A 21,900-nucleotide genomic window follows, 5' to 3' on the forward strand; every position below is an offset into this window, starting at 1 on the left:
TAATAAGTGGCTTTAGATGCAGGTATGGAAAAAGCTTAATGCAAACGCAACATTTCAATAATGAATTCTGATAATTTCAAGGAGGTTTCATGATGAAAAATGTAATAAAAGAATTGCCTTTAGAACAGCGTGAAAAGCTACTCAACCTTTTGAGTGTCCGTTTCAAGAATAATATGAACCGGCATCCAGGTTTAACTTGGGTTGAGATTCAGGAAAAACTGGAAGTTAAACCAGAAAAACTATGGTCGCTCAATGAAATGGAAGAAACCGGCGGTGAACCGGATGTGGTTGGCTATGATCAGGATACGAAGGAATACATTTTTTATGATTGCTCTGAAGAAAGTCCTAAAGGCCGTAGAAATGTTTGTTACGACCGTGAAGGGTTGGATTCACGGAAAGAACATAAACCGGAGAATAGCGCCATTGATATGGCAACCGCCATGGACATCGAACTATTAACTGAAGAACAATACCGGGAATTACAGAAACTGGGGAGTTTTGATACAAAAACGTCAAGCTGGCTAAAAACACCGGCTGAGATCAGAAAACGTGGCGGTGCGCTCTTTGGGGATCGTCGTTACGACCATGTTTTTGTCTATCACAACAGTGCTCCTTCTTATTATGGGGTAAGAGGCTTTCGTGGGGAGCTAAGAGTCTGACTTTGAACAGATGGTTTCCGAAGAAACGGATTTATGGGCATGAGCATCACAAAAACATTTGCCGATGCAGTTTATATAGTGCAAAAAAATCGACATATATTCTTATAATGAAAATATTTAATGGTGATTAAATAAGAATAACTTATTGCTTCTTTCAAAAACCCTAGAAACAAGCGTCCTTGCGGGATCAAATAAATCCCTTGAAAAATTCTTTTGTAAAAAATATTTTAAAAGTGGTTCCAAAAGCCTTCGAAAGGTGTATAATACAATAGAGCATAAAACAAATAGAGCATAAAATAAGCGGAGGTGTATTGATGAATATGTTACAGTTGGAACGGATGAAAAATGACAACGGTTTTATTGCCGCCCTGGATCAAAGCGGAGGCAGCACTCCAAAAGCGTTGGCGATTTATGGCATTCCCAAAGAAGCATATGCGGATGAAGCTGAGATGTTTCAAATGGTTCATGAAATGCGAACAAGAATTATGAAAAGTCCTGCCTTTACTAAAGAAAGAATTCTGGCAGCGATTCTATTTGAAAAAACAATGGATTTAAAAGTGGATGATAAATACAGTGCCGATTATCTTTGGGATGTTAAAGGAATCGTACCGATATTAAAAGTGGATAAAGGGTTGTTGGATCTGGGGAATGGTGTTCAGTTGATGAAACCGATTGCGGATCTCGATGCCTTGCTGGCTCGGGCAAAAGAACGGAATATCTTTGGAACCAAAATGCGGTCCGTTATCAAAGAAGCAAATCCAACTGGTATTAAAGCCATTGTTGATCAACAATTTGAAGTCGGGCGAGCCATCGTGGCGGCCGGTTTTATTCCAATTCTGGAGCCGGAAGTGGATATTCATACTCCCAACAAGGCAGAAGCGGAAGCGATTCTCAAGCAGGAAATTCTTGAACATCTGAAAGCGCTGGAGCCAAGTTGTCAGATCATGTTTAAGCTGACCATTCCCGACGTTGATAATTTTTATCAGGAGGTAATTGCCCATCCGAATGTCGTTAGAACGGTTGCCTTATCCGGCGGGTATTCCCGGGAAGAGTCCAACATCAAACTGACTAAAAATCCGAAACTGATTGCCAGTTTCTCAAGAGCTCTGACCGAAGGTCTCAATGTTGGTCAGAGTGATGCAGAATTTGACAAGGTATTAGATGAATCGATCCAATCGATTTATGAAGCTTCGATTAAATAGATGACGGGATTCTGAATTATCAGTGATAAGAGAGCGTAGTGTAACACGCTCTTTTTTTGATCGATTTAAAAAGCAAAAAGGACGTTTTGTTTGTCAGCTCAGAAACAACATGTTACAATAAATAAACAATCGGTAGTCGTTGTTTATGTGTAAAAGCCAAACAGCGAAGATGTGACAAAAAAACAAAACTGGAGGCTGAAGATGAATGATCTGTTGCTATTATGTGGCGCTATGCTTATCGTCGTGTATTTGATCATGCTATCAAGGACAATAAAAAATATTGAGCCATCAATTAGACTGTCAAATGCCTTTGTGGCAGTGGCCTGTTTATTAATCTGTTTTTCACATTCGGGTTATATAAATTTTATCATGTTGCCGTGGGAAATCATTAGTATCAGGACCGTTTTTTTTAATTTTGGACTGGTCGCTTTCCTGGTCGGACTGTTTATCATGTTTGTCGAACTGCTTAAAGATCCATTGTTTAAGTATTCACCATATGTTGTTATCGTTGGCCTAAGTTTATTGACGATGTATGCCAAAATTGCCATACCATTCGGCTGATAGCCATTGGCATTTAGTTTGCTTCAAATGATTTCATGTTTATAAGGCAATGTTTTATAGAAAATTGTGCGATGAATAATGAGAGGTGTTCGTGATGGAAGAAAACCTGATTGCCCCCTGCGGCATGAATTGCAGCTTATGTGTCGCCTATCAAATGAAAAAGTATGATTTAAAAAAACAGGGTTTTAATCGGAAATACTGCCCCGGCTGTATTCCAAGGGGCGAAAACTGCACCCATATGGGTGACAGCTGTGAGCTTTTAAAAAATGGGCAGGTTCGTTTTTGTTATGAATGTCGTGATTTCCCCTGTAAGCGCCTAAAGGGCCTTGATAAGCGTTATCGGACCAAATATCATATGAGTATGATTGAAAACCTGAAGGCGCTCCAGAAAAATGGGATGGCGGCGTTTCTAAAAAGCGAAACAAAGCGGTGGGCATGTCCTAAATGTGGGGAACCAATTTGTTGTCATAATGGGCTCTGTCTGCAGTGTGATCTTGAGACTTTGCGAAAAAATAAACGCTACCGCTGGAATGAGGAGGAAAGATAATTGAAAACAACTCTACGCAAATGGAAAATGACAGATGCGGAGCCACTTTCAGAGATGCTAAACAACCCGAAAATTCTGGCGAATCTACGGGACGGCTTACCCTATCCCTATACCATTGACGATGCAAAAGGATATATAAAGGCCATGCTGGATGCCGATCAGGATCAAATCTTTGCATATGCCGTTACCGATGGCAATCGGATCGTAGGCAGCATTGGGGTGTTTCGCAAAGAAAACATCCATTTTCGAACTGGCGAGCTGGGTTATTATATTGCCGAGTCCGACTGGGGTCAGGGACATGGAACCCGGGCGGTTAAACAGATCTGTGAACTGATTTTTGAAACAACCGATATCATCCGGATTTTTGCGGAACCGTTTGTTAGAAATCTGGGATCATGCCGCATTCTTGAAAAAGCTGGCTTTCAGGTGGAAGGAATCCTTAGAAAGAATGCTGTCAAAAATGATCAGATAGAGGATATGAAACTCTATGCGTTAATCCGGGAATAACAACAAAACGATGCTAAAAAATGAATGCGTCTGTAAAGCCATTGAATTTATTATTGATAACCTCAATGAGGAAATCACCATCACTGATGTGGCGGATTATTGTCATCTGTCCAAGTATTATTTATGCCGGATTTTCAAAGCCGAAACTGGTGAAGGGGTGTATGCCTTTATCAAGCGTTTAAAAATGGAACAAAGCGCTATTGAAATGAAGCTCGGCAAAGATAAATCAATTACCACTATCGGAAGCAGTTATGGCTACAGTTCGTCAAACTACAGCTCCGCATTTAAAAAGCACCATCATCGTTCCCCGGCAGAATTTCGCAAAACCGTGAATACCAGCGATGCCCCTCACCCCTATCGTCCCGATCAACTGGCACGATTTCAGGTCTTTGAAAGGTATGATCAGAAGATTGAGATCCGGCAACTAGCCGAATTCCGGGTGCTTTATGAGCGGTATCTGGGAAATTACCTTGATCTGGGCGCCCAGTGGGAAGTTTTTACGGCCAAACATCATGAAGAGATTCATGCCGATACCCTCCTCATTGAACGCTACTATGATGATCCGGCCATTACCCGGGTCGGCCAATGTTTATACGATTTGTGTATGACTATCGATGCCAACGGTGAGTGTTCCAACAGCACGATGATCGGCGCTGGAAAATTTGCGGTTTACCGCTTTGATGGGCTGATCAAGGATATCTATGAAACCCTTCAGGGCATTTATAATATCTGGCTGCCAGACAGCGGTTATGAAATGGATGAACGCTATGGTCTTAATATTTATCGCCAAATTGACCGAGCGCACAGCCAGGTGATCATGGATTTATGCATTCCCGTTAAATAGCGCAAGAATTCAGAAGTAATGAAACAGACTTTTTTTTATAATGATAGTTGTCAAGAGACAGGGGTCGATTTGAAAGAGGTTTGTTTTTTTATTGGAAAATAAACAAATAACGGCCTGCTTCAAAAAGCCAAACGGATGATAAAACAAAAACGGAGGATGTTAAAATGTTTGATATCAGAAAAATTCAGGAACAGGTTATTTTTCAGGCGGTCAAAGATCAAAGCAACGAGGCGGTTGCTAAAGCAATCGTAGTTGGTTCGGATGAATCGGAGAATAACCCGAGCTGGGTTAAAGCGACAATGAAACGGCTGGAAAAGCAGTTTGATCGCGACACGGTTGTGCAGATTCGCAGAAATTGCCAGTGTGGTTACGGCATGGATGAGCGCTTGGCGCTACTTAATGAGCTGGTCGCCGAATCAGCGAGTCTGGAAGAATTCGGTAGTCAGGCCAAAGCCAATGCTGCGGGGCTTTATAGTAATAAGGGGGAGCTCTATCTCCAATTTCCATTTTGCCCTTGCCCAATGTTAGAAGGCGTTGACCGGCTGGAGACGGATACCTGGTGTCAATGCACCACCGGTTACAGCCAGGTGCTTTTCGAAAAAGCATTCCAGTGTCAGGTAGAGGTGGAGCTTCTGAAAAGCATCAAAATGGGTGACAACAACTGTCTGATGAAAATTATTCCTGAAAAAGATATCTGGAAGTAAAAATATTGTCAGGAGAAATACTAAAGAGCATAACCAAAGTTTAGGCCTAAGCCGATGTTGCAGATAAAAATGCCGCATCGGCGTTTGTCTTTTTGGGGTAGTGGACGTAAAAGGAAACAAGCTTAATGAGATTGAGAAAAGGAATCAACACGGTTATAGGTATTATTAAAAATAAATAAAGCATGGTTATCAACATGATAATTGATCATCCCAAGGTTATCCAGTGTGCCAATGAATTGATCACTTTCAAAGCGCTGCCCATTAGTGAGGACAAGTAGCCCCGAGACATCTTCGTACGTATAAACAACCTTCACCCATTTCCCCAGGGTGCGGTTTTCAATAATAACCTGATGATCTGGTGTAAACTCATAGGTTTCATAGTAGCCATTGTCGCCCACGAATTCCCATTTACCAATGAGTTGAGCTGGGTCATTGTTACTTAATGAAGGTTGACTTTCAGCAACCGGTTTGACCGAACAGCCGCATAAAATCACGATCAAAAGCAAGGTTAATCCGTGAATCCAAATGTTTTTTGTCATTTTGAGCTCCCTTGTTACAATAAATAGAAATGACTAAAGTATAAAGGATTGAGGGTAGGTTTTCAAGTTATTTCAAAAAATGAGATGGTTGTATTTTGGGCGATTTCGGAACGTCGTTAATTTTCCGCAATTTTATCATATCAAAAGACTTTGGGAGACTTTTATTTCTGGAATAGTTCTTTTCATTGAGTCAAACCTCTGATAAAATATTCAGTAAATGACAGAAAATTTCTGAAATAGAGCAACAAAAAATACACAAGCTAAAATCAGAAAAGCATCAGCAGTTGAGGGCAAGTGTTAGTGACAGCGTAAAAATCTTGGGATTCATAAATTAAAGGAGTAGCAAAAGCAAATGAAAAGAAGAATTAAACTAGCCTGTCTGGTTTTAAGCATGTTGATCACCCTGACAGCCTGCTCAACCGGGGAAAAGACAGCACTCGATCCTAAAAATCCGGTTTCGATTACCCTGTGGCATTATTATGTGGGGGATAATAAGATTGCCCTGGAAAAAGCGGTGGATGCCTTTAACACCAGTGTGGGTTCCGAAAAAGGAGTGGTGGTTAATGCGGTTGCCAAAGGCAGTGTTGCGGAACTCGAAAAAGCGGTGACTGATGCCGCCAATGGCGTGATCAATGCCGAAGCCATGCCGGATTTGTTCTCCTGTTATCCTGATAAGGCGTTAGAAATAGATGCGTTGGGAAAATTGTGTGATTTAAACGATTACTTTACCGAAGCCGAAAAGGGGCTGTATGTGGAAGAATTTTTAAACAGTGGCCAATTTGATGGCGAGCGGCTACTGATTCTGCCGATTGTCAAAAGTACCGAGCTGCTCTATGTTAATAAAACTGCTTGGAGTAAATTTGCCGCAGAAAGTGGTCTGGATGCCAGTAAGCTTGGCACCTGGGAAGGGGTTTATGCAGCGGCGCAGAGCTATTATAACTGGACCGATGCTCAGACACCGGAAACCACCGGGGATGGTAAAAGTCTGATGGGCGTTGATTCGGTGGCAAATTATATCATCATCGGCAACAAGCAATTGGGGGTTGAAGTCATCGATGGCAAAAATCAGCAGGTCGTGTTAAACCGGGAAGTGATGAAAAAGATCTTTGATACCTATTACGGAGGTATGAGCCTGGGTTACTTCAACGCGGTCGGCAAATTCCGGTCAGATGATATTAAAGCCGGGGATCTGGTAGCCTACGTTGGTTCATCATCGGGTGCAGCCTATTTCCCAACCTGGATCGAAAAAGACAATACACAGCAACCCATCGATTTTCTGGCGCTGTCCTACCCGGTCTTTACCGGTGGTAGCCCCGACGCAATCCAGCAGGGGGCAGGGATGAGTGTGACCAACTCGACCCCAGCTAAGCAGGAAGGGGCGGCCGTTTTTCTAAAATGGTTTACTGCAGAAGCGCAGAATATTGATTTTGCCATGACTACCGGGTACCTGCCAGTGCAAGCTGGCGCTTACGAGAATGAAGCCTTTAAAACATCGTTGGGGACTTTAAGTGCTGGAACAGCGGCTGATCAAAATATTGCAAAAGTCTATGAGATCGCTCTGGATCAGATCATGGAACGGGAAACCTATGCGTCACTTCCTTTTAAAGGCAGTTATGAGGTGCGAACGACGCTGGAAAAATCATTGACGGCAATGGGTGAAGCTGGCCGTCAAAATGCTATGGTATTAAAGGAACAGGGCATGTCAGAAGCGGAAATACTGGTAGCGCTGGATCTTAATGCCCGGTTTGAAGAGTGGTTGACCGTTATTCGCAGCCAGCTTGATGAGTCCGGGATAGCCTATGTTGAAAAATAATCAAGCTTAAAAAAACAGTTGATAAGGAAACTTACATGAAAAAGACCTGGACCCTTCGAAGACAGTTAAATATATTATTGGCGCTGATTGTCACCTTTCAAAGCCTGGCCTTACTATCGGCACTGTGGGTATCCCAGGTCTTTTTCATTCTGGATGCTGAAGCGGTGCGATTGTTGAACAATACCACCGAAACACGGAAGAAAACATTTGATGCGTCGGTGGGTCAGACGATTGCGAATGTCACCGGCGAGACCGAACAACTCAATGCCGCCTTAATTTTGTTAGCTCAGCAGCAGGGCAGTACTCCCGATGAGTTGTATCTCAATGATTTGGCGTATAATGAAACGGCTTTGCTGGCCAGTCAGTCGCTGGTAACAATCCTGAAAGAAAACCAGGTGACCGGGGCCTTCTTTGTTTTGAATGGTTCAAATTCGAATAAAGGTGATTCTGCGGCGCATTCGGCGGTATATATTCGCAACAGTACTCCGGATAGTGGTGCGACGTCAAACTATTTACTGGAAATTGGTCCGATTGCGGTATCTAAACAATACACCATGGCTACCAGCATCCGCTGGAATCTGGATCTGCGTCGAGAAAATTCAGCCGGAGTCTTCGATTTTTATGAGAAACCAATCTGGGCCAGCAGTCAGTTTAAAAATGCTGAAATGGAGCGGTATGGTTATTGGGCGCCGCCCCGGGATCTGCTAAAAGACAATCAGCAGGTTGTTACCTATACCTTGCCGCTTCTGGATGAAAATGGGAATGGCTATGGAGTGATGGGGATCGAAATTGATATGCCTTATTTCAGCCAGCATTATCTACCGGATTCTGACTTGCTTTATCACAACAGTTTTTATGTGATTACCCAAATGATTGATCAGACCCTGAATCTGGACTGGTTTATTCCCAGTGGGGTTTTAGCAGAAACCTATTTAAAAAGTGGAGAGCAATTGAAACTCACAAAAGGACAGGACGAGGGAATTTTTGAAACCCGATTGGGAGCACTGGGGACAATGGTTGCTTCCGTTCAGAAACTGAAAGTATATAGTGATAATTCGCCTTTTGCCGATCAGAACTGGACCCTGGCTTGTCTGGTGCCAAAAGATGTTTTGCGGGAAAATTCGGTATCCGTGCGGGAGAAACTGATATACAGCATTTTGCTGACCACCGTCCTGGCTTTTGGGGCCGTTTTTGTACTGGTTTACTTTTTTACCCGGAAGATCTCGCGGTTGTCAAAATACGTCCGGGAACTGTCGCCCTACGATGAGATTTATTTCAAACCCACGGGTATGCGGGAGGTTGATGACCTGACGACAGCCGTGCAATTGTTAAACCAGCGCTTGATGAATGTCTCTAAAACCACCTCTAAAATACTGGAATTGAGTTTGTTGCCGATTGGCGGTTACGAAGTGCTGGAAAACAACCAGGTGATCCTCACCGATTTTGTCTATTGGCTGCTCCATCTGGATCCCGGTAGTGTGGTATCTCAGGATGACTGGTCCCGCTACTATCAGCAGGTGACCAAAAAACCGGTGGCAGGGCAGGAAAATATCTATGAGTATTACGATGCCTATACCGAAAAACAGATGTGGCTGCGGATTCTCGAGGCCAAGTCGCCCAATGGACTGGTCGGGGTGATTCAGGATGTCACCGACGACATTGAAGAAAAACGACGGTTAACCAATGAGCTGGATTATGATGCATTGACAGGGCTGTTTAGCAACACCGCCTTGAAACGGGAAGCGACAAGGAGAATAGCAGAAAAGCCCGATGAAATTGGGGCGATGATTTTCATTGATCTGGACAATCTCAAATATATCAATGACACGTTTGGCCATGATGTGGGGGATCGGCTGATTATCCGGGCCAGTGAAATTTTCCGCTATTTCGAACAGTTTAGCGGTATTGTCTCCCGGATTTCCGGGGATGAGTTTGCCATCTACCTCCATGATTACGGCAATCAGGATGAGCTCCGCCAGATAATTCAAAACCTCTATCCTTACGGGAAGTCTTTTTTATTGACCACACCGGATGGTAATGAGAATCAGATTCGTTTTTCGGCGGGGGTGGCCTGGTATCCCCAGGATGCCAGCAACGTTCTGGATTTACTGAAACGGTCAGATTTTGCCATGTATGAGGCCAAACACAAGGAAAAAGGTCGTTTGTTTGAATTCAATCGGGAGTATTATCAGCAGATGTCTTATCTGCTGGAAAACCGTGAGGCCATTAATCGTTTATTGGATGAACAGCTGATTCGCTTTGCCTTTCAGCCTATCGTTGATTTAAAAAGCGGCGAAATTATGGGTTATGAGGCATTGATGCGGCCCCTACTGGACAATTTCAAAAATCCCAGAGAAATTCTAGCCGTAGCGGCAGCTCAGTCAAAACTGGCACAACTGGAACGAATGATCATTTTGATGGCGTTTCAGATCTTTGATGAGTACGCCGAGGAACTTGAAGAACGCAAAATATTTATCAACAGTATTCCCAGCCAGCGTTTGAATGATGAAGATCACCTGTTTGTTGAAACGCAATATCGTCAACATTTCAAACAGGTTGTCATCGAGATTACCGAGGAAGATAGCCGCAACATCGAGCTCTTATCTGAAAAAATACACTATATCAAAAACAATGGGATGGCGATTGCTCTGGATGATTTTGGTAGCGGTTATTCCAATGAGATCCGGATTTTATCGCTGTTGCCGGATATTATAAAGATTGATATGGAGATGATTCAGGGGATTAACAACAATGCGGACAAACAGAATTTGGTTGCTAATCTGGTCGAATTTTGTCATAACAAGGGCGTCAAGGTGGTGGCCGAAGGTATTGAAGCCTCAAATGATCTGGCCACGGTTATTGCGATGGGCATTGATTATGCTCAGGGGTTTTATCTGGGTCGGCCGACGTTTGAGTTTGCGATAATCGATCCGGAATTGCAAAATGAAATTCAGGCATTACAAAAGAAAGTCACCCAAAGTTTATTGGAAGAATGAAACAATGATTAAAAAATGAAAGGGGCAAAAAAATGAAAACCGCTGTTATTTATTATTCACTGGAAGGGAATATGGATTTTATCGCTCAGCAAATTGGAAAAAATGCGGAGGTTGATCTTTATCGACTGAAACCGCAGAAAGAGTATCCCACCGGGAAGATCAGCAAGTATGTGGTTGGGGGGAAAGGCGCCAAATTTGGGGAGTGTCCGGAACTTATCAATCCGGCCATCGATCTGTCAAAGTATGAGACGGTGATTATTGGCACGCCGATTTGGGCCGATACCCTGGCACCGCCACTGAATACTTTTTTCAGAGATTATGATATCACGGGAAAGAAGATTGTTCTGATCGCCACCCATCGTGGCGGTGGTGCAGACAAGTGTTTTGAGAAAATGAAGACCCATCTCGCTGGCAATCAAATTCTTGGCAATTTTGATTTTTCAGAACCCAAACAGCAGCAGGACAAAAATATTAATGAAAAATTAGCACAAATCAGCAAACTGATTGGCGCATAAAATAAAACTGCCTGACCCGACGTTTTGCGGATCAGGCAGTTTTATTCATTCAAAAGAATTTACAGCAATCAGGTCTCTCTGATTTTACGAAGCAGTGGTGTTTTAGTCACGGCCAGCCATAATCCGCCGGAAAGCAAGCCCAGAATAATGTTGAGCCCGCCGATAACGGGAATCAGATGATCCATGTTAAAGGAAATGATAATCATCCCCAAGCTGCCCATGATGGTGGCAAAAGAACCCATCAGTGAAGAGGCTGAACCGGCATCCTCAGGCTGTTGATCCAGCATCAGGTAGGCACTGGGGGGACGGGAGCAACTACCGGCCAATGTAGCGGGAAATAAAGCCAGGGCAAAGATAAAGGGGTTGCTCTGACCGAACAGAATAATGGCCAGACCGCTTAAGATGGTAATGCCAAAACAGAGATTAATGATCGAAAAGCGCTTGAAATGGTTGGATAGTTTGATATAAATCAAGGGTCCCAACAGCATCGCCAGGGCGTTAAAGGCAAAAAAGTAACTGTAAACCTGGCTGCTGGTTCCAAAATCATTTTGATAAATATAAGAAGATGATGAAATAAAGGCCAATCCGGAGATGCTGGAAAGGGAAAAAATAATCAGCAGGGAAGTAAAACCCGGGTTTTTAAGAACGACCCCCAGTCGCCCCAAAGTATGGAGAATATTTCCGGATCCCCGATGTGCGATTGATTCCTGAAAAATGATGGAACCCAAGAGGATAATGAGTCCCAGTAGAGCCTGGATGATAAAGACCCCCCGCCAAGAGGTGAAGGTCAGTAACAGAGCCCCGATAACTGGGGCAACAGCCGGGACAATAATGACCATCGATTGAACCAAGGCCAGAGTTTTCTCTCGCTGTCGTTCATGGTAGACATCTTTGACAATGGCAGTGGCCACAGCACTGGCAGAACCGCCGCCGATGGCCTGCAAAACCCGGAAAAAAATCAGCTGATAAATGCTGCCGGAAACGGCACAGAGTAGGCTGGCAATGGCATAGCCAGTGATTCCGACCAGTAGAATCGGGCGGCGGCCATATTTATCACTGAGCGGCCCCCAAACCAGAATACCGGCGCTAAAAAAGATAAAGAACAGAATCAGGGTCAGATTTGTCAGATATTCGGGAACATTGAAATAGGCAGTCATGGTCGGTAGCGCTGGCAGATATAGATCGGTAGATAGCGGGGCAAAAGCGCTTAGAAAGACCAGGAAGATCAATAAACCCCGATCACCCAGGTATTTTTGTCCACTGGTGTTTTTATTAGAAATAGTTGTTTGTTTTTTCATCGTTTCTCGCATTCCTATAAATTTAAGTGGGTATTACTTATTAACCCTATTTAATATTATAATGCAAATAGATTAGATTTCAAGTAATTATATCGATAGATCAAGATAAAAAGACGGAAGGGATATGTTATCGAATTGGTGGCGATGAATTTGCCATCCTGATGGAAAATACCGAGGAAACAGCCATTAAGCTCAAGATTCTCCAGATGATAAAATATCTTAAATGTGCCGAAAACCAGGTGGAATATCCCCTTGAGGTGGCAATCGGGACAGACGTATACGATGTCAAGACATGGTCAAATCTAACCAAATTTTATCATCATGTCGATCAGCAAATGTATGCAGATAAACTTGAAAAAAAACAAAGGCGCAAAACAAAGCTTACCATTGCGGTACAATAAAACCAGTTGAAGCGGTCTGTTGCTATACAGTATTCTCTTGGCGAGTCCTTAGTTAGGAGAAATTATCGGAACGTTCATTGTAGTTGATGGGTTCCTCAAAACCGTAATAAAAATAAATCTTGACAGAGAGCAAGATTTATTTTATTATTCAATTATCGACCGAAGGTCGAAAGAATGAGAGGGGCTCAATGAAGACTGTCAAAGAAGGAGAAGTCCGCAAACGGGAAATCCTGATGGTGGCCCGGGAGCTTTTTGTCACGAAGGGGTATGAACAGACCTCGGTGAATGATATTTTAAAGGTTGTGGATATTGCCAAAGGTACTTTTTATTATTATTTTGCTTCCAAGGAAGCGGTGCTGGCGGCTATCATCCTGGATATTGTCGAAGAAGGCGCCAAACGGGCGGAACGCATCCTAAAAGATCAATCGGTGCCGCTGATCGATCGGATTATGATGGCGATTATGGCTCAGTCTCCGGAGTTTGAAGGATCGGAGGAAATCAGGGACCAAATGCACAAGGTGGAGAATGCCAAACTGGAACAGCTATACACCAAGGCCATGCTCAAGCGGATGACGCCGCTGTTGGAAGTCGCAGTGGCCGAAGGAATCGCTGCTGATCTTTTTCATCTGGATTATCCAAGGGAAACGATTGAAACCATTTTACTACTGGGACATATGTTGTTTGACTGCAATATTATGGATTGGGAAATGGATGCTTATCCGGTCAAGGTTAAGGGCTTTCTGGCCAATATGGAAAGAATGCTGGGAACCCGAGCAGGAGAACTAGAGGACTTTTTACAAATGTTTGCCTAACTTAATAGATAGGTGGACATTTGTAAAAAATTTTACCCGTGTATCGACCGTGGGTCGATACACGGGTTGATGCGTGATAAAAATCCAGAATAACAGGAGGAACAATTATGAAACGGCAAAAAACACAGGCAGGTAGCGTACAACAACAGCACTCAATGAAGAAGTTTATGATTTTGGTAGCGGGCGCTTTTATTTCCAGCATCGGCAGTGGCTTGACTGATTTTGGGCTTGCCATCTATATTTTAAAGCTAACCGGATCAGTGGGAGCCACCGGTATTTTTGCCAGTTGCGCCTTTTTGCCAGCGATCCTACTGGCCCCAGTGGGTGGTGTATTGGCGGATCGCTATGATCGACGGTTGATGATGATTCTGGGTGAGTTACTATCCGGATTGGCGGTACTGATCTGCCTGGCAGCGGTGCTAAGCCCTCAGCCCTCCCTGGTGGTAATCTGTATTGGCGTGGGGATCAGCTCAATTTTTTCAGCCCTGACAGAACCGGCCTTTAAGGCCACGATTACCGACCTCTTGCCGGAGGAAGACTTTGTCCGGGCGGGTGGCATGGTTCAGTTGGCTGGCAGTGCCAAGCTGTTGATTTCTCCAGTCGTTGCCGGTCTGTTGCTGCAAGTGACTGTGGTCAGCACCCTGATTATCCTCGATATGCTGACTTTTTTTACCACGGTTCTGATTATCGCATTTGTCAGAAAAGGCTTGACCAGCAAAAAAAGTACAGTGATCGGGTCGGGGTTTCTGTGTGAATTGAGGGCGGGTATCACCGCCGTCCGGGGCAAAAAAGGAATCATCACGATGATTATCGTAATGACGATTGCCACCTTCTGTCTGGGATTTGTGCAGATGCTTAGCAAGCCACTGATCCTGGCCATTGCTGGTGAACGGGAGCTGGGAATTCTGACCACTGTCATTGCCATGGGAATGATGGTTGGAAGCATCGGCATCAGCATGATCAAGCAACCAAAATCTTATCTGCGGATGCTGTCAATGGGATTGTTTGGCTGTGGCGTTTTCTTTGCTCTGATTGGGGTCAGCGAAAATCTGGTTTTGATCGCCGGGTTTGGATTTATGATGTTTGTCTTTATGCCAGCCATCCAGATTGGCGCCGAGGTGCTGATTCGAACTAATTTGGATAATTCGGTTCAGGGACGGGCCTTTGGTCTGATTGGTCTGATTACCCAGATGGGTTATATTCTCTCATTTTTGGCAGTGGGAATGTTAGCTGATGGAATCTTTGAACCGTTTATGCAGGGCGACACCGAATTGGCCATGAGAATTAGTGCAATAATCGGGTCTGGAGTTGGCAGAGGCAACGCCCTGCTGATTATCATCACCGGAATCGGATTGGCCGTCGTTGGGATTGTGATAGCCCGGTTAAGAAGTGTCAGAACTCTGGAAGCGACGGCAGTCAAAGATGAACAGCTGCTAGAATCCTGGTAGCAATAATTTTCTGATGAGGTTAGAAAAAAACAACAAAGCAGAGTGGCCTTAACAGTTGATTTCCGGCAAGAAATCGACTAAGCTTGAACAAGGGAGGTGACACACGGTGACTCAAAAAATAAAACTCAGACGATTTGAAGATAATGACTTACCCATATTTAAGGAGTGGCTAAAAAAAGACCATGTCAAAAGATGGTATACCGAACCGGAAGACTGGATTGCGGAAGTGACATTGCGAGACAGTACCTTTTCATGGATCACCCACTTCATTGTCGAGTGGGAAGAAATGCCCATCGGGTTTGGCCAGTATTATAAATGTCTCGATGCCAATGAGGCATGCTATTCCCATATCCCGCAGAACGGCACCTACAGCATTGACTATCTCATTGGAGAGGCGGACTGTTTAGGCAAAGGGTATGGCAAAAAGGCGGTTCAATTGCTGACTGAAATGATTTTTGGGCTTTCCGACTCAAAACGGATCGTTGTTCAACCGGAACCTGAGAACCGGGGATCCTGCAAAGCCCTGTTAGCCAATGGCTATATTTTTGATGAACACTACGGGGTTTATCAAAAAGAGAAATAGTTCCTGAAAAGCGGAGACAATTATCGGCACCCTATTGACTTGTCAGTCAATAGGGTGTATTCTTAAATCACATATTGACTAGCGAGTCAAAGGAGGTTTTTATGGCAAGCGAATCTTTTGAAAAAATATCGGACGAAAAACAAGTGGCCATCATCCAGAGCGGAATTACTGAATTCTCGAAAAAATCCTATATGGATGCTAGTACCGATGAGATTACTAAAAGCTGTGGGATCTCAAAAGGGCTCCTGTTTCACTATTTTGGCAATAAGAAAAATTTCTATCTATATTGTTTGGAGGTTGCCTTAAAACGGCTGCTTACAGATATTCCCACACCGGATCAGACCGGTTTTTATGAAATGATCTTTTCCTATGCGGATGAAAAGTTTAAATTATGCGAAAAATATCCCAGCGAAATGCACCTAGTCAATATGGCGGCCCGGGAAATGAGTGCGAAGGTGCTTAATGAAAAGAATGAACTGATTGTGCGGTATATGATCAGCACCCGTGAAAAATCCCAGCAGCTTATGGAAAAAGCCATTGCAGCGCTTGAACTGAAAGAAATAAATATAGAAAAACTAAAAGATGCCATAACGATCTATTTGGGGGCGATTATAAATAGATATCTGGAACGGTATAAAGAGAATCCGAAATTATTTTTTGAGCATTCCGCAGAGATTAAAACAGAAATAAAAGAGTACCTTGATTTCATGTTAAATGGAGTTGTTAAGGAAGGTGGATCAGTATGAAAAAAATCAGCTTAATGAAGGCGATTTGGTTTTGTTATCGCGATAGAAAAATGAGCGATTCTGAAAAAAACAGAATTAGAGCAGAGCGGCTGAGCAGCCTGGTGGCATATACCAAACAGAATAGTCCCTACTATCGTGCGCACTATCAAAACATTGGCGAGAATTTTAATCTGAGTGATTTGCCACCAACGAATAAAGTCGATCTGATGGCACATTTTGATGACTGGATAACCACAAAAGACATCACCTTAAAGGAAGTGGAAACCTTTATGACCGATCTGGACAATATTGGGCGAAAAATCAAAGGGAAGTATCTGGTCTTTACCACCAGTGGTTCTACGGGTAATCCTTTAGTAGCTCTATGCGACCGATCCACCAATAATGTCATGGCGGGAATCAACATCATGCGAAGCTTTGCCAGAAGAGCAGATTTTATGGCCTTTTTGAAAGGCGGCGGAAAAACCATGGGGGTTTTTGCAACGGGCGGTTTTTATTTGGGTAATAGTTCGGTTCGGGCCCGATTGTTATCGATGCCCTGGAAAAAAAGACAGTTTGGTGTGATCAGTGCCCTTTATCCACTTCCCCGGATCGTCGCTGAACTGAATGCCTTTAAACCGACGATGTTAGGGGGCTATCCGACCATCCTTGAACTGCTTATTGATGAACAAAAAAAGGGCCATCTTAAGATCGCTCCGGTTATCATTATGACTGGTGGTGAGTACCTGAGTGATCAGCTTCGTGAGGATCTGGAAGATGCCTTTGGATGCCCGGTTCAAACTACATATTCCTGTACTGAAGGCGGCACCATTGCCTGTGAATGTCCAGAAAAGCATTTTCATATCAATGATGATTGGATCATTGTCGAGCCAGTTGACCATCAAAATCAGCCAGTACCGGATGGGGTGCAGTCGGATAAGATCCTGATTACCAATCTTTATAATTATACCCAGCCATTCATCCGCTACGAGATCACTGATCGGGTGGTCATGCATCATGAACCCTGCCCCTGCAACAATCCCTCACCCTGGCTGACCCTTGAGGGCCGTACCGATGATATTCTGACCTTTTATGAAAATGGAAAGACCATCAGAATTTCGCCTTTGGCGATTTACGCAACCCTTAAAGAAATCCATGGGATCCTCCGGTTTCAGCTGATTGCTCATGGACAGAATCAGCTTGAGTTGCGAATCATCCCTGGTACCGGGTATGATCCACAGCGCTTATTTGAAGCAGCACAGAAAAACCTGGCGGATTTTCTGGCCAATCATGGGGTGACGAATGCCCAGATCGCTTTTTCTGAATTGATGCCGATGCAGCATCCGCAAAGTGGAAAGTTTAAGCATATTATCAATAAACCCGAATAATTTGAAGTGGCGATCCTGATAGAAATAGCCGATGCAGATATCCTAATCAAAATAAATTTTTGAAACACAGCTTGACAGGCTAGCGTTCATTAGCTATACTAAGGCTAGTGAACACTAGCTTTTGTTTTAGCAGGATGATTAAGGAGAAGTGATGACAAAACGTAATACCAGGGAAATAATATTAGAAGAAGCACTGAGTCTGTTTGCAGTGAAAGGTTATCAGAGTGTAACGGTTAAAGAAATCGCTAAGGCGGTGGGCATCAAAGACAGCTCGCTTTATAAACATTTTTCCAGTAAGCAGGCCATTTATGATACCTTGCTCATGTGGATGAATCAGAAGTTTGAAGAAACCGTGACCTTTTACCGGTTGCCCCAGGGCGAGATGGAAAGTGTCGCCCGGGAATATGGCCGTAATGATCTGATCTGGCTTAAGAAAGCCTGCGAGGCTGTTTTTCTGTTTTTTTTGAAAGACCCACAGGCTGCCAAGTTTCGTCGAATGCTGACGATTGAGCAGTATAAAAGTGATGATGCCGCCAAAACCTTGTACAACTGGTTTTTTAACGATGCGATTTTATTTCAGACCGACTTATTTAGGGAGATGATCAGGCAGGGAAGTTTCAGAGACGGGCCACCCCAGATCATTGCCTTACAATTTTACGGGCCCTTTTACACCCTGTTATGCCAATATGACCAGCGGCCGGAAAAAGAAGCTGAAGCACTGGCTCTGCTGATGGCGCATATTGAACAGTTTGCAGCCATTTATCAAATACGAAATGAGGAAAGCTGATGAATTTAAATAAAATGATGGATCAGGGCATCGCCCAGATTATGACAACCGCTGGCCGATTCTATCTGAATAATGCCAAAGGCCGGGCCTTTTTAATGGGACTGTTGCCGGAGCTGGCTAAAAGTACGGCCCGTCGCAAGCAGCAGGAAAAAGCAGGGCTCCATGTACCGCCATTTCTGATTGCCAGTATTGCCTCGCAATGTAATCTTCACTGCGCTGGCTGTTATGCCCGGGCTGGCGGTAGTTGCGGTACCAGTAGCGGAAAAAGGGATATGGATGCCGGGCAATGGGGACATATCTTTGATCAGGCGGCAAGATTGGGCGTTGCCTTTATTTTGCTGGCTGGCGGGGAACCCTTTTTACGCCGGGATATCCTGGATCTGGCCGGAGCCTACCCCAATGTGATCTTTCCGATTTTTACCAATGGCACGATGCTGAACCAGGAGACCATTGAGTTTCTGGACAGCCATCGCAATCTGATCCCGATTCTCAGCATCGAAGGCAATGCCAAAGAAACTGATGATCGCCGTGGGGCAGGGACCCATGCGCAGATTGAAATGACCATGGGAGCTTTAAAAAAACGCAATATTTTGTTTGGGGCGGCCATTACTGTCACCAGGCAAAACTTGCCGCTGGTGACCAGCAATGACTTTCTTGAAGTGCTGGAGGATAAGGGTTGCGGTGTGACCCTCTATGTGGAATATGTCCCGGCGGAAGAAGGAACCGAGGATCTGGTTCTTATGCAAACCCAAATAAAGCAACTTCAAGCCCTTTGCCTTGAGCTCCGAAAAAGCTTTCGTCGGATGGTGATTTTGTCTTTTCCCGGTGATGAGGAGGAAATGGGCGGCTGCCTGGCTTCCGGGCGGGGATTTTTTCATATCAATCCCACGGGTGATGCCGAGCCCTGTCCCTTTTCACCCCACGCCAAACAGAACCTGGCCAGTGATTCGGTGGAAGCGGTACTCCGCTCCCAATATTTTGCAGATCTCCGAGAGCTGGCCGAACGGGTCGGACATCATGGTGGGTGTACCTTATTTGAGGAAAAAGAACAGGTTGAAAAATTGTGGGCTTAGCCGTTAGGATAAGCGATTAAAACATCAAACTAAAAACAGCATCGTGTGTTTGCCTAAAACATACGATGCTGTTTGACATTTCAGAAAAAGTCGATAAAAAAAGTTTTCAATCATCAGCCGAGGGTCTGTCTCAATGATTATTTTGGTATAAGCCATAGGTTCGGTTGATGCCGATCGTGAAGATAATTCCATTTCCCGGCTTGTCCATTTCAGTAGCATCCTGGATGGCATTGACAACCGTTTCCGTCTTTTCTGTTTCCAAAATCATCATCACGACTTCTTTTTCCGGTTCAATATCCATGGCAAAGAGTTTTGCGTATTCATGAACACCCGAACCCCGGGCATTAATAATGGTTCCGCCGTTGGCACCGGCGGCCTCAGCTGCGCCGACAACCGTTTCCGCATTGCCGCGATCGACAATCACAAATATGGCCTCATACATTGTTTTATTGACTCCTTTGTCTTCATGTATTTTATCATAGGAACAATTTCGAACGCCTAAAAAATTATTTAACTCAGCTGTAAAGGCAATCCCGTGATGGGCTTTGGCAAATTTGAATTTACGGCTGATTTCCTCAGCAGCTGTTTCAATTTTTCCGGTCTGGGCAATCATCAGAACCACTTCGACGCGTTCATCACAAATGTCCAGAAAATCATTGACCAGGCAATGCTGGGTGCCCTTTCCCAAAAAGATCGTTCCACCGGAAATCCCGCATTTTTTACCCAGCTGCAGGATCTTGGAACCAACCCCGAAATTGACAATGACGGCCAGGATTTCATAGTTCTTTTTTGTGATTAAATTTTCATGAGTACTCATTTTCGGAGAGTCCTCCTTTAACTGTTTTAATTTTAAAGATCAGGCCCAGAATTTCCAGGGCAATAATCGGCATCAGGGCAACCATGGCAATCAGTCCAAAACCATCGACTAGCACATTGGCGCCTTCGATGGATTCGGCCGCACCCTGGGCAAAAGCAAGGATAAAGGTTGCTGTCATTGGGCCGGAAGAAACTCCGCCGGAATCAAAAGACATCCCGACAAACAGTTTGGGCACCAGATAGCTTAAAACCACTGCCAGGATATAGCCGGGCAGCAGATAATGCCAGAGCTTAATTTCAGGAACAATAATCCGCAACATCGACAAGCCCACCGCCAGCGATACCCCCAGCGATAAGGCAACCAGAACGACCTTTCGCTTTAAGTAGCCGCTGGTGACATCTTCAATTTGCTTGGTCAATACATAAACTGCTGGCTCAGCCAGAATAACTACCAGACCCAAGAGTGCCCCAATGGCGATCAGCACCGCTTTATTGTCGATGCTGGCAATAGTATAACCGACCAGGGTTCCCACGTCCATAAATCCGGCATTGACTCCGGTTAAAAAAAGCACCAGACCAATCAGGGTATAAACTAAACCCTTGATAATGCGTTTGAGAGGCTTCTTTTTTAATTTAAAGGAGATCATCTGAAAAACAATAAAGATGATAACAATCGGCAGCAGAGCCAGCACCACCTCGTAAAGAACCGTCGGCAGTTTATTGATAAAAGGCAGGATTACTGCAGTTGAGGCAGAAAGGCTACTGTCAAGACTGCCGCTGATTTCTTTGGTACCCTTTAAAACACTCATAATCATTACCGCCAGGATGGCACCAGTCGAGGCAATGCCAACCAGACCAAAACTGTCATCTTCTGAGGCTTTACCCTTCTTTAATGATGAAATTCCCAGAGCGAGTGCCAGAATAAAGGGAACCGTCAGTGCCCCGGTAGTGGCTCCGGAGGCATCAAAAGATATCGCCAGAAATTCCTGGGAAGAAAAGAAAGAAACAATCAGAATGACGCCATAGATGAGCGTCAGGAGCAGGCTTAGGGATTTGTTATAAATAATGCGCAAAAAACCAACTGTTAGCAGCAGCGCAATCCCGACCGAAACACAGAGAATGATTTCGGTTTTAGTAATGACATTGGCAGAAACAAGCGCCACCTGACCGGCCAGAATATGGAGGTCCGGTTCTGCCACCGAGATGAAAAAACCAAGTATCAAACCAGAAAGAATGACGATTGAAACCTTATTGCTTTTGGCGATATGGGTTCCCATCAGACTTCCGATGGGGGTAATACCCAGATCTACGCCGAAGAGAAAAATTGTCAAACCGACAACAATCAAAAACGCTCCCAGCAAAAAACGCAGCATGATAGGGGTGTCAATGGGAACAAGGGTAAAACTTAACATGACGACAATCAAGGTGATTGGCAGAACCGAAACCAGAACTTCTTTGAATTTCTCAAAAAGTATATTCACATGATCAACCTCCTTCCACTGTATTCGATTAAGCTGCTAGATAAAAATCAGCCAGCGTTTTGAATTATCAAGCAAGCTTTATAATTGGAAACGAAGACAAGGATAACAATTCTGCCTTTATTATACTAAAGAAAAAGAATTAGCACAATGGCTAGCCAGAGTTTAACAAAATTTAGTATTTATGATATAATTTAACATAAATCG

22 protein-coding genes are annotated in these 21,900 nt (G+C 44.1%); 18 read left to right on the forward strand and 4 right to left on the reverse strand.

The genetic code is table 11. The features are described 5' to 3' along the window. Positions 1-92 precede the first annotated feature (92 nt). From BI182_RS05115 to BI182_RS05145, 7 genes are all read left to right on the forward strand, one after another. On the forward strand, positions 93-659 hold the full coding sequence (locus tag BI182_RS05115; protein ID WP_286805957.1) for a DUF4256 domain-containing protein: 567 nt from the start codon (positions 93-95) through the stop codon (positions 657-659). A 314-nt stretch (positions 660-973) separates the two neighbouring features. Beyond that, complete coding sequence (locus BI182_RS05120; protein WP_286805959.1) at positions 974-1,861, forward strand: fructose bisphosphate aldolase; 888 nt, start codon at positions 974-976, stop codon at positions 1,859-1,861. A gap of 201 nt (positions 1,862-2,062) precedes the next feature. Then, entirely contained in the window at positions 2,063-2,422 is a 360-nt protein-coding gene (locus BI182_RS05125; protein ID WP_286805961.1) for a hypothetical protein, read from the forward strand. Positions 2,423-2,516: 94 nt separating this feature from the next. Continuing rightward, entirely contained in the window at positions 2,517-2,969 is a 453-nt protein-coding gene (locus BI182_RS05130; protein ID WP_070370728.1) for a DUF3795 domain-containing protein, read from the forward strand. After that, the gene (locus BI182_RS05135; protein WP_286805963.1) at positions 2,970-3,476 is read left to right on the forward strand and encodes a GNAT family N-acetyltransferase; all 507 of its coding nucleotides are present in this window, start codon (positions 2,970-2,972) and stop codon (positions 3,474-3,476) included. Between the two features lie 10 nt (positions 3,477-3,486). Continuing rightward, positions 3,487-4,320 carry an AraC family transcriptional regulator gene (locus tag BI182_RS05140; RefSeq protein WP_286805965.1) on the forward strand — a complete coding sequence of 278 codons (834 nt, stop codon included), beginning with the start codon at positions 3,487-3,489 and terminating at the stop codon, positions 4,318-4,320. Positions 4,321-4,484: 164 nt separating this feature from the next. Then, positions 4,485-5,024, forward strand: coding sequence for a DUF6144 family protein (locus tag BI182_RS05145; RefSeq protein ID WP_286805967.1), 540 nt, complete (start codon positions 4,485-4,487; stop codon positions 5,022-5,024). A 122-nt stretch (positions 5,025-5,146) separates the two neighbouring features. On the opposite strand, the gene BI182_RS05150 is transcribed toward BI182_RS05145, so the two are convergent. Then, complete coding sequence (locus BI182_RS05150) at positions 5,147-5,563, reverse strand: hypothetical protein (RefSeq protein WP_228879999.1); 417 nt, start codon at positions 5,561-5,563, stop codon at positions 5,147-5,149. A gap of 352 nt (positions 5,564-5,915) precedes the next feature. Between BI182_RS05150 and BI182_RS05155 the strand changes: the two genes are divergently transcribed. From BI182_RS05155 to BI182_RS05165, 3 genes are read left to right on the forward strand one after another with little or no spacing between them, the layout of a single operon-like run. Then, positions 5,916-7,376: an extracellular solute-binding protein gene (locus tag BI182_RS05155; protein WP_286805969.1), complete on the forward strand. Its 1,461-nt coding sequence runs from the start codon at positions 5,916-5,918 to the stop codon at positions 7,374-7,376. 35 nt (positions 7,377-7,411) lie between these two features. Next, positions 7,412-10,372 (forward strand): bifunctional diguanylate cyclase/phosphodiesterase, encoded by a 2,961-nt coding sequence (locus BI182_RS05160; protein WP_286805970.1) that lies wholly within the window; start codon positions 7,412-7,414, stop codon positions 10,370-10,372. A gap of 32 nt (positions 10,373-10,404) precedes the next feature. Then, positions 10,405-10,887 carry a flavodoxin family protein gene (locus BI182_RS05165; protein ID WP_286805972.1) on the forward strand — a complete coding sequence of 161 codons (483 nt, stop codon included), beginning with the start codon at positions 10,405-10,407 and terminating at the stop codon, positions 10,885-10,887. 68 nt (positions 10,888-10,955) lie between these two features. Here the strand turns inward: BI182_RS05165 and BI182_RS05170 are convergent, their stop codons facing one another. Then, a complete protein-coding gene (locus BI182_RS05170) occupies positions 10,956-12,185 on the reverse strand; it encodes a multidrug effflux MFS transporter (RefSeq protein ID WP_286805974.1) in 1,230 nt (409 codons plus the stop codon). Positions 12,186-12,307: 122 nt separating this feature from the next. Here BI182_RS05170 and BI182_RS17240 point away from each other — a divergent pair, with 122 nt between their 5' ends. From BI182_RS17240 to BI182_RS05205, 8 genes are all read left to right on the forward strand, one after another. Next, positions 12,308-12,586: a GGDEF domain-containing protein gene (locus tag BI182_RS17240; protein ID WP_353744749.1), complete on the forward strand. Its 279-nt coding sequence runs from the start codon at positions 12,308-12,310 to the stop codon at positions 12,584-12,586. A 188-nt stretch (positions 12,587-12,774) separates the two neighbouring features. Beyond that, positions 12,775-13,398 (forward strand): TetR/AcrR family transcriptional regulator, encoded by a 624-nt coding sequence (locus BI182_RS05175; RefSeq protein ID WP_286805976.1) that lies wholly within the window; start codon positions 12,775-12,777, stop codon positions 13,396-13,398. A 107-nt stretch (positions 13,399-13,505) separates the two neighbouring features. Beyond that, on the forward strand, positions 13,506-14,846 hold the full coding sequence (locus BI182_RS05180) for an MFS transporter (RefSeq protein WP_286805978.1): 1,341 nt from the start codon (positions 13,506-13,508) through the stop codon (positions 14,844-14,846). Between the two features lie 106 nt (positions 14,847-14,952). Further along, on the forward strand, positions 14,953-15,429 hold the full coding sequence (locus BI182_RS05185; protein ID WP_148638602.1) for a GNAT family N-acetyltransferase: 477 nt from the start codon (positions 14,953-14,955) through the stop codon (positions 15,427-15,429). A gap of 101 nt (positions 15,430-15,530) precedes the next feature. Continuing rightward, positions 15,531-16,175, forward strand: coding sequence for a TetR/AcrR family transcriptional regulator (locus tag BI182_RS05190; RefSeq protein WP_148638601.1), 645 nt, complete (start codon positions 15,531-15,533; stop codon positions 16,173-16,175). Further along, a complete protein-coding gene (locus tag BI182_RS05195; protein WP_286805981.1) occupies positions 16,172-17,539 on the forward strand; it encodes a phenylacetate--CoA ligase family protein in 1,368 nt (455 codons plus the stop codon). The genes BI182_RS05190 and BI182_RS05195 overlap by 4 nt, the downstream gene beginning before the upstream one ends. Before the next feature lie 151 nt (positions 17,540-17,690). Next, on the forward strand, positions 17,691-18,326 hold the full coding sequence (locus BI182_RS05200) for a TetR/AcrR family transcriptional regulator (protein WP_286805984.1): 636 nt from the start codon (positions 17,691-17,693) through the stop codon (positions 18,324-18,326). Next, positions 18,326-19,399 carry a radical SAM/SPASM domain-containing protein gene (locus BI182_RS05205; RefSeq protein ID WP_286805986.1) on the forward strand — a complete coding sequence of 358 codons (1,074 nt, stop codon included), beginning with the start codon at positions 18,326-18,328 and terminating at the stop codon, positions 19,397-19,399. Before BI182_RS05200 ends, BI182_RS05205 begins: the two co-directional genes overlap by 1 nt. 130 nt (positions 19,400-19,529) lie before the next feature. Here BI182_RS05205 and BI182_RS05210 read toward each other — a convergent pair whose 3' ends face one another. Further along, positions 19,530-20,216 (reverse strand): P-II family nitrogen regulator, encoded by a 687-nt coding sequence (locus tag BI182_RS05210; protein ID WP_228879983.1) that lies wholly within the window; start codon positions 20,214-20,216, stop codon positions 19,530-19,532. After that, the gene (locus BI182_RS05215) at positions 20,203-21,696 is read right to left on the reverse strand and encodes a DUF1538 domain-containing protein (protein ID WP_148638596.1); all 1,494 of its coding nucleotides are present in this window, start codon (positions 21,694-21,696) and stop codon (positions 20,203-20,205) included. The genes BI182_RS05210 and BI182_RS05215 overlap by 14 nt, the downstream gene beginning before the upstream one ends. Between the last annotated feature and the right edge of the window lie 204 nt (positions 21,697-21,900).

This window comes from Acetobacterium sp. MES1, from assembly GCF_002237635.1.
Lineage (GTDB): Bacteria > Bacillota > Clostridia > Eubacteriales > Eubacteriaceae > Acetobacterium > Acetobacterium wieringae.